Origin of the sequence: Acinetobacter tjernbergiae DSM 14971 = CIP 107465, assembly GCF_000374425.1 — a bacterium.
Taxonomy (GTDB): domain Bacteria; phylum Pseudomonadota; class Gammaproteobacteria; order Pseudomonadales; family Moraxellaceae; genus Acinetobacter; species Acinetobacter tjernbergiae.
In genome coordinates this window covers 55,515-65,079 of the sequence record NZ_KB894378.1, presented here as the reverse complement: position 1 = coordinate 65,079, position 9,565 = coordinate 55,515, and the positions used below count along the sequence as shown (strand labels likewise).

7 protein-coding genes are annotated in these 9,565 nt (G+C 38.5%); 1 reads left to right on the top strand and 6 read right to left on the bottom strand.

The window, feature by feature from the left end:
* Positions 1-238: 238 nt before the first annotated feature.
* Positions 239-2,362, bottom strand: coding sequence for an AAA family ATPase (locus C502_RS0116445; protein ID WP_023274691.1), 2,124 nt, complete (start codon positions 2,360-2,362; stop codon positions 239-241).
* 522 nt (positions 2,363-2,884) lie between these two features.
* Entirely contained in the window at positions 2,885-4,117 is a 1,233-nt protein-coding gene (gene tyrS, locus C502_RS0116440; RefSeq protein WP_018679882.1) for a tyrosine--tRNA ligase, read from the bottom strand.
* 61 nt (positions 4,118-4,178) lie between these two features.
* On the opposite strand from tyrS, the gene C502_RS0116435 reads away from it, so the two are divergent.
* Entirely contained in the window at positions 4,179-5,306 is a 1,128-nt protein-coding gene (locus C502_RS0116435) for an anhydro-N-acetylmuramic acid kinase (protein ID WP_018679881.1), read from the top strand.
* Between the two features lie 55 nt (positions 5,307-5,361).
* On the opposite strand, the gene erpA is transcribed toward C502_RS0116435, so the two are convergent.
* The 4 genes from erpA to C502_RS0116415 all read right to left on the bottom strand — a co-directional run bounded on the left by erpA (position 5,362) and on the right by C502_RS0116415 (position 9,340).
* Positions 5,362-5,697, bottom strand: a complete 336-nt coding sequence (gene erpA / locus C502_RS0116430; RefSeq protein WP_018679880.1) for an iron-sulfur cluster insertion protein ErpA — start codon at positions 5,695-5,697, stop codon at positions 5,362-5,364.
* Between the two features lie 122 nt (positions 5,698-5,819).
* A complete protein-coding gene (locus C502_RS0116425; RefSeq protein WP_018679879.1) occupies positions 5,820-6,824 on the bottom strand; it encodes a putative solute-binding protein in 1,005 nt (334 codons plus the stop codon).
* Between the two features lie 289 nt (positions 6,825-7,113).
* Positions 7,114-8,121 (bottom strand): putative solute-binding protein, encoded by a 1,008-nt coding sequence (locus C502_RS0116420; RefSeq protein ID WP_023274689.1) that lies wholly within the window; start codon positions 8,119-8,121, stop codon positions 7,114-7,116.
* Between the two features lie 217 nt (positions 8,122-8,338).
* Positions 8,339-9,340: a putative solute-binding protein gene (locus C502_RS0116415; protein ID WP_018679877.1), complete on the bottom strand. Its 1,002-nt coding sequence runs from the start codon at positions 9,338-9,340 to the stop codon at positions 8,339-8,341.
* Positions 9,341-9,565 lie beyond the last annotated feature (225 nt).

Sequence of the window (9,565 nt, the reverse complement as noted above, 5' to 3'; positions counted from 1 at the left end):
CAATCTTTCCAAGAATCCAACCTTTAAGCCAAATCCTTGTTTCTCAACAAGTTTTTATCTGCATCACCGCCGATGGATGTGCATTCTACAGCATTCCTAACCCAATACAACCCCCTTTCTTATTATTTCTTTTCGAACGAGTGTTTTTCAGGCTAAATCTGCTTTTTTAGTGATAGATCGTATACTTTCCATACTAAATCAGCAGTTTTAGACTTTTTCTTTGCTTATATTTGCAGCATCATGCTGATGCTGCAAAGCCTATCGTTTGGGAAACTTGATATTTCACCGCCATTTCATCATTTAAATGCTGCAAGATTTCATCGACATGTTGAAATGGATGAAAACGTGCTTGTCGAATAATGACTACAAAATCCCCTGCACATAAACGGTTAAGTTGTTTTAGTTTGGCTGAGATCTGCTGTTCATTTATTTTAATATTCAACTGCTGGCATACTTGCTTAAATAACTGCAAGCGCTGCGCGTAAGTTAAATAGTCAAAATGGATTTTAAAATCAAAACGGCGCAAGGCGGCTTGATCAAGATCATCAAAACGATTGGTCGTCGTAATCACAATGCCATTAAAGCTTTCCATTTGTACTAGGAACTCATTCACCTGAGCAATCTCCCAAGACCGAACTGCATTACGGCGGTCTTGTAATAAGCTGTCCACTTCATCTAGCAGTAAGACTGCTTTTTGTTCCTCTGCCTCAGCAAACGCTTTTGCTAGATTTTGCTCCATCTCGCCTATATAAGGTGATTGTAGGTCTGAACCTCGCTTAATCAGTAAAGGTTGTCCAATATGATCCGCTAACCAACGCGCAAATGCTGTTTTGCCAGTACCTGATGCACCATATAAACACAGTCGACCAAAGCCATGTTGTTTAATCCCTGCTGCAATCTGCATCATGTTGGCTTTGGTATTGATATAGTCCAAATCATAGAATTTGGGTAAGCCAGCACTATCATATAATTTAATCCGATGGTGCCCCTGAGCAACTAACGTATTAGAAACAAGTTGCAGCATGGTATTTTGAACTTGTAGGCTTTGATTAGCACGTTTTGCTGTCTTAGCCACACGATAGGCACGACGCAATAATGCGGGTGATAAATGAGCGGCATTTGCCAAAGCTTGCTGGTGCTGCTCACTGAGTTGGTCACCACAGTATTGCTCAATCATCTTCATTCTTTGTTGTTTCGGCGGAATCGTGACCTCAAGGATCAAATCAAAACGACGCAAGAATGCTGGGTCAATCTGATCAGAATTGGATACCCAAATCGTTGGGGTACGATTCTGTTCCAGTATGCGGTTGACCCAAGCCTTTCGACTTTGTGCCGTACTTTTCATACCCGCGCCTTTTTCTGTGTCATTAAATACATCTTCAACTTCATCAAAAAGTAATAAAGCTGCCCGACCATCAAATACACTTTGCGCGGCACGATAGGCACATAATCGCCCTGTTGCAGTAATGGCATCACCATCCTCATCTTCACAAGCAATTTCAAACAGTTGTACCTGTAATGCCTCAGCGAGTACTTTGCACAACTGAGTTTTACCTGTGCCTGAGCTGCCATAGATAAAAATATTGACGCCCACTTGTGCCTGTTGTTTCACCTGTTGGAGATAAGCAAGCAGTAAATCCAGTTGTGATTGAAGATGAGGGTAATCTTCTAGTGTCAATTCAGCTACTGCACTTTTATTAATTGTGCCTACAAATAAGTCCATCACATCATTGGCTTTGACCAATAATTTATCCACCAACTGAGCAGAAACCAAATCCAATTTACTGCGTAAATAACTGCTATATTCACGCTGTAAATGAATGAGTCCGCTTCGATGTAAGCACCCCTGTACTGCCAATGCCTGACGTACATCTTCATAAGGAACTGCCAAAATAATCGCTAAAGCTTTCATACTTTTTGCGGCGGTTAATGTACCCAAATGATCTGCAATATCATCGAGTAATTGTTCACTATGTACCAACACCACAAAACCGAGAATTAAACATTCAACTTCATTTAAGCCAAGCAATCGTTGCAGCAGTTTCAGGTTATATGACAATTCCGCGCTAAATTGAGCAGGATTTTGTACCTGTTCAATTTCAGCCATTTGATGAAGTTGAGCTAATTCCTGATGTGCTCTTTGTGAATTAAATTGTTCACCCAATAAAGCTTCAGAAAAGCCTAAATGTTTAGCAATCCATTGATGACTAAAACAATTATCATTGATAAATTCTTTCGCACCACCAAGCTCAACCAAAATACGTAATGCCCATAATTTTGCTAAAGGGTGTACTTCAGTTAAATATCGGTCTTCCTCTTGCTGCATATTTTGCATAAAAGGGTTATTCATAAAATCATTCATATTGTTTTGATATTATTTCTAAATGTCGTGCAGATTTAATCCTTGCCATTTTTATTTAAAGGCAATAATCATCTACAAGAACATATTCATTCTTGGAAAATAAGATTTAATTTTTTACTTCGATTAAATCTGGATAATAGAAAATATTATCCTGTCTTTAAATAAAGCCGATAAAGTAAGTTATTACATGCATGATTTCTCTCCCGAAGATGGCATACAGCCAAACATTCTTAAAACCAACAATCCATGATTGCTGTGTATTGGGTTAAATCAAGATATTATGGTCATCCTGCAACCAGTCATTGTTTTAGGGCAATCTTGTCAAAGGCAACGGTACAAGATCAATATTGAAGTGAGTGGAATTAAATAGAAGTCATTTTGGTTTTTAAGCGATTGACGCTTGATTTTGGCATTATTCTAAAATGCTTATTATAATATCGCAAGAGGTTTTGTTTAATATTTATAAAATATAATGCCCATTTTAACAAATGAGCATTATATAAAGATCATTTAAAAATTAAATTAATCTGTAAATGTCACACGTGCAATCGCTTTTTTACCTGACTGGATAATGACAGTGACATTCTCTTTAACAGAGAAACTCATATCCACCACATTCCAATCGACTTTTACTGCACCACGACCGACCGCATCTTTGGCTGCTGCTGCATTCGGGTTTAAACCTGCAACACGTAGAATCGTTGCAATAAATAACTCTCCACCAAATTCGCCACGAGAAATGGTGACTTCTGGTGTACCTTCTGGCACTTCGCCTTCTGTGACACGGTTACCCGCACTCTTGTGTGCATTTTCTGCGGCTTCAGCATCATGGAAACGTTCCACAAGCTCAAGTGCTAAAATACGTTTAATTTCTTGAGGATTACGACCCGCAGCCATTTCGTCAAGTAGGGCTTTGATTTCATCGAGTGACTTAAAGCTGAGTAAATCAAAATAACGTTCAATCAAGCTATCCGGCATCGACAAGATTTTTTGGTACATCGCGCCAGGGGCATCAAACACACCAATATAATTGCCTAAAGATTTAGACATTTTATTGACGCCATCTAAACCTTCAAGGATGGGTACCGTAATGCAGACTTGTGATTCTTGACCATAACGACCCTGTAAGGTACGCCCCATGAGCAAGTTAAAGGTTTGGTCTGTACCACCTAACTCGACATCTGCCTCAAGCGCAATCGAGTCATAACCTTGTACCAATGGATATAAGAATTCATGAATTGCGATTGGCTGATGATTGCTATAACGCTTGGTAAAGTCATCACGTTCTAACATACGTGATACGGTTTGCTGACTTGCCAATTGAATTAAGTCAGCAGCAGATTTTTGATTAAACCATTCCGAGTTAAAACGGACTTTGGTCTTATTTGGATCTAAGATTTTAAATACTTGTTCTTGATAAGTCTTGGCATTGGCAAGCACTTGTTCTTTTGACAGCGGTGGACGTGTTGCACTTTTACCCGTTGGGTCGCCGATCATTGCGGTATAGTCACCAATCAAGAAGGTCACTTCATGACCCAAGTCTTGAAAAGTTTTTAATTTATTAATCAGAACCGTATGCCCTAAGTGTAAATCAGGAGCCGTTGGGTCAAAGCCTGCTTTTACACGGAGTGGACGATTCTCTTTGAGTTTTTTCAATAAATCTTCGTTAGAGATAATCTCGTGCGTGCCTCGTTGAATGAGAGCAAGCTGTTCTTCGGCTGGCAAGAAATTTGACATCACAAAACCTAAACACATCAGTTATTCAATTTGTGCGATATACTAACATTTTTTCAGCATCTTGCAGGATAAGTTGTATATGAGCGCAATCTATATTGGTGTAATGACAGGCACGAGCATGGATGGTGTTGATATTGTTGCAACTTCATTTGATCCTTTAACCCTGCATGCCACACTCACTATACCTTTTGAACAAGATTTACGTGATGAGTTAATGGCGTTGACCCTTCCAGATGACAATGAAATTGATCGTATGGGCAAAGCCGATGTCGCTTTGGCACAAATGATTGGCAATGGGATCAATCTGCTGATTGAAAAGCATGATTTAGACCGAACTCAAATTAAAGCCATTGGTTCACATGGGCAAACCATTCGCCATCGTCCAGAACATGGTTTTACCTTGCAAATTGGCGACCCGAATATCATCACAGAAATTACACAACTACCTGTCGTTTCTGATTTCCGTCGTCGTGACATGGCAGCAGGTGGTCAAGGTGCGCCTTTAGTCCCCGCTTTCCATCAAGCACTGTTTCAACATGATAATATCCATCGCGTGATTTTGAACTTGGGTGGGATTGCCAATGTCAGCATGTTACCTGCAAATGACGTAGAAGGTGTGTATGGCTTTGATACAGGCCCTGCCAATATGCTCATGGATGCGTGGTGTCATCGTCATACAGGACACCCTTATGATGAAAATGGCGATTGGGCAGCCTACGGTCACCCAATTCGTTCTTTATTAGATCGCTTACATTCACATGAGTACTTTTCAAAAGAACCGCCAAAAAGTACAGGTCGCGAAGATTTCCATATTGATTGGTTGGATGATCAACTGATCGATTGGCGTAATGATTTAACCTATGATGAACTGGAAGATACGCCTGAAAATATTCAAGCGACCTTACTCAAACTGACAGTAAGAGCGATCCAAAAAGCCGTCTATCGTTCTAGTATGGAAACTGGTGAACTCTACGTTTGTGGTGGCGGTGCTTATAATTCTTATTTATTGGAACAATTACGTTGGCGCTTACGCAAACACAATTGGTCAGTACAAACTACGGATGCACTCGGTTTAGCACCGACTTGGGTAGAAGCAACGGCGTTTGCTTGGCTGGCAATGCGTTTCGTTGAACAACTGAGTGGGAATTTACCAGCTGTCACAGGTGCAGTAGGTGATCGTATTCTTGGAACCGTCACCATCGTTTAATGCCAATAAAAAAAGCTTCTCAATTGGAGAAGCTTTTTTTGATATCAAAACATTTTTAAATCGAGAAAGATGACCCACAACCACATGTGGTTGTTGCATTTGGGTTTTGAATAATAAAACGCGAGCCATCCAAACCTTCTGTATAGTCGACAACTGAACCAACTAAATACTGGTAGCTGAGTGAATCCACAAGCATTTTTACATCACCATTCATGAATTCAGCATCATCTTCATTGACGCTTTCTGCAAAGTTAAAACCATAAGAAAATCCTGAGCATCCGCCACCTGTTACATAAACACGTAACATCAGATCGTTATTCCCTTCACTTTCGCGTAGTTGGCGAACTTTGTTGGCAGCATTATCTGACAATTCTAGAGCTTGGGCGTTCATGGTGGATATTCCTCAGACTTCAATATGTCTTTCATAAATAAAAGACCCGATATTTAGTATAGCATACTCAATATCGGGTCTGTATTTGAAGTTTAAAGTACGATTACAGTGTTTTTAGCAGATTATTTATAATTCTCTTCTTGTAATGCACACTCAAAATTCTTGGCATCTTCACGGCAACGGAATTGCCATAACAATTTCATCATACGCTTGTCATAGATTCCTCTTGCGGTCAGATTAATGCGTGCTTCACGCATCAATTTTTGATAACCAGGTTTGTCAGAGGCAGGAACTTCCATCCAATATTTTTGCGGAATGTCAGCTTTCATTTTACCCAAGATACCAAAAGCACGTGGTAATTGAGCCTTCACCCATTCTCTTGATTTTTGACCAAAACCTGCTGGGAATTTATCTGGATGAATAATTAAATTACCTGTCACTTGCAAGATTGGATAATTTACAATCGCGCCTTTAGTCCCTAAACCTTTATAGAGTTCTAAAGGTTTAAATGCAGCGGCTGGCGCTCCAATAATATCGACCTGACCATTATTAAACTTAGCACCAAAATTGGTAATATCTGAATTTACAGCTTGTGCGCCCACCTGAGAAGCCATAATCTTTTGTGCTTCATCATAGTCTAAAACGGCGATTTTTTTGCCCGCAGCTTTGGCAACCGTATTGATATTACGATCATTCACCAATAAATATGCATCACCAACAGGAATGATACCAACCACCTCATACTTCCCATTGACCATCGCCTTAGCAAACGTTGGACTTGCTAATCCCTGCATCACTTTCACAGCAAGCTTCAGGTCAGTAATTGCACCAATCGCGTCTAATGAACCTGTAAACGAGTTAAATTGACGACCACGCATTCCTGTAATGCTTACACCATCACATTTACCTGCTTTAAAATCTTCAGCAATCACAGCTTCGTTAGTCGCTACTTTAAGTTCAATATCTGCCCCCCAAGTTTTTGCTGCCAGCTGATAATCTTTCATTAATGCATAGACATCACCGCTTTTTCCAACGATATCAAATACACAAATTGTTTGTTTTGCCTGAGCCCCAGCAGATACCGCAGCGATACCAGTTGCTAGTAGTAATGTTTTAAACCATTGCATTTTCTTTTTCCTTTGCATCCATACAGTTTGTTGTTTCATAACACTCAAAATTTTGAAGAGCTATGTTCTATCTGAATAGGGTCTTCAAATGAAAATATGTTTAAATTCAGTGCTGTTTAATCATCCTGATTCGAACATATTTTAAATCTTTACGATTTCATTTGTTTTTTTATCTATTTGTATAATCACGATCTTTTAGAATAAAGACAATGACTTAAATGACAACAACCAATAAAACAAAAAGCCTAGATTAATCTAGGCTTTAAGTCATATTTATCGCAATTACTAATTATTCACCAGGCAAAGCACATTCAAAGTTTGCTTTATCAACTGAACAACGTGCTTTCTTCAATACAGTCATCATGCTTGCATCATAAATACCACGTTTAGTCATTTCCAAACGACCATCACGCATTAATTTTTGATACTTCAACTTATCTTCAGGTGTTAAATTCATTTTGTATTTCGCTGGAATTTCAGCTTCATAGCGTTTGATCATTGCAAAAGCTTTTGGAAGTTGCTTCACAAAGTAATCACGAGATTTTTGACCAAAACCAGCTGGAAATTTTTCTGGGCGTAACACAAGATCAGCAGTCACTTGTAATACAGGGAAGTTAAACATCGCACCATTTGCACCTAAACCTTTGCTTAGTTCTAATGGTTTATAGGCATAAGCAGGCGCACCAACCATATCTACTTGGCCATTGTTAAATTTCGCAGCAAAGTTAGAAATGTCAGAAAGTACAGCTTGAGCACCTACGCGTTGTACCATGATTTTTTGTGCATCATCATAGCCTAATACTGCGAATTTTTTGCCCGCAGCTTTTTCAATTGAGTTAATGCTTTTGTCACGTACGAAAATATATGCAGCACCTAGTGGAGCAATACCACCAATTTCGTACTTGTTTCCACCAAGATTCGTGGTCATTTTAGCTGCATTACGTGCATCTAAAACATAAGTAATCGCACGTTGAGCAATTTCATTACTCGGTGCACCACCTAAAGAGTCAACCGAACCCGCAAACTTGTTATATGGACGAGCACGCATTGCTGTCATTGCTACAGCAGCACATTTACCCGCTTTAAAGTTATTGTCAGCAACTTGCTCATCAGTAATCGCAAGAAGATTTACGTCAGCACCCCAGCCTTTTGCTGCAAGCGCCCAATCCTGCATCATTTTGTATGATTCACCTGACTTTCCTAATAAGTCGAATACACACACATCAATTGCTGCTTGAGTAGAAGCAGATACACTTAAGATCGAAGTTGTTGCAATGGCCAATGCAATTTTTTTCATATTTTTCATCCTTTCACAAACTTTATGTTTGTCTCCTTGTTCGAAGCAAATATTAATCATGTTTTCTAAAAAAAAATAGAGCTTGTACTCTATTTTTCTATCGATATTGTTTGGTTTTTGTCCTATTTTATCGCATTCACTTATTTTCGTAAGCAAATTTGTTATAAGTAGCCGATTTTGTTTATAGATTTATAAATCCAAAACATTTGACCGCCTTTTATTCACCACTTAAAGAACATTCAAAGTTAGTTCGTTCCACCGTACAGCGTGCTCTTTTAAGTACGTTCATCATACTGGCATCATAGACACCTTGTTTTGTTAAATTCATACGCCCATCACGTAACATTTTTTGATAGCGCATCTTATCTTCATTAGACAGAGTAATTCTTTTCGCATTCATCCCAGCTTCTAATCGTTGCACTGTTGCAAAGTTACTTGGTAATTTCTTCACAAACCATTCTCTAGATTGTGAGGCAAAACTTGTAGGAAATTTGCTTGGGCGAATAATTAAATCTCCAGTAATATTTACAACAGGAAAATTAAACAAAGCTCCATTCACCAAGCCTTTGTTAATTTCTAAAGGTTTATAAGCATAGGCGGGTGCCGCAATTACATCTACCTGACCACTATTGAATTTTTTCACAAAATCAGAAATATCAGATGGGACTGCAACTAAGTTAATACTTTCAACAATTGCTTTTTGTGCATGATCATAGTGTAAATAAGCAAATTTTTTACCTTTAGCTTTTTCAATCGTATCAATATTTTTATCGCGTACAAAAATATAGGCTAGACCAACTTGAATAATTCCTGCAACTTCATATTTATCACCATTCACTGATGCTGTCAGACGAGTTTTATTACGATTATCAAGTACATAAGTAATTGCCTTTTGCGCAATTGCATTACTGGTCACAGCACCTACAGCATCAATTGAACCTGCAAATTTATTATATTTGCGTGCGCGCATTGATGTCATATAAATACCATCGCATTTGCCAGCATCAAAATCTTGTTCAGCTTTTTCTTCATCTTGATAAGGAATCAGTTCAACGTCTCCTTGCCAAGCTTTTGAAGCAAGTTTCCATTCTTCAACAAGTTTATAAGACTCTCCAGCCTTTCCTAATAGATCAAATACACAAATTTCTTGTTTTGCCTGTACAGGAGTAGTTATGACAAATAGTGCCGCAGCACTTAATGCCCAAAGTCCTTTTTTCATATTGTTTTCCCTTATCTGCTGTTTTTGCATACTTTTCCACCAGCTAGAGACAAATATAGTCAGGTTTCGACTAAAAGCCTAGAGCTTTTATTGACACACATCGGTTTTTTTTGATTTTTAATAATATTCATCACATTTTATAAAATAATTTAATGAATATTTCCTATGAGTGATAGCTTATTAAAAACAATCACTCTATTTAATTAGCATAAGATGGAACTAAAA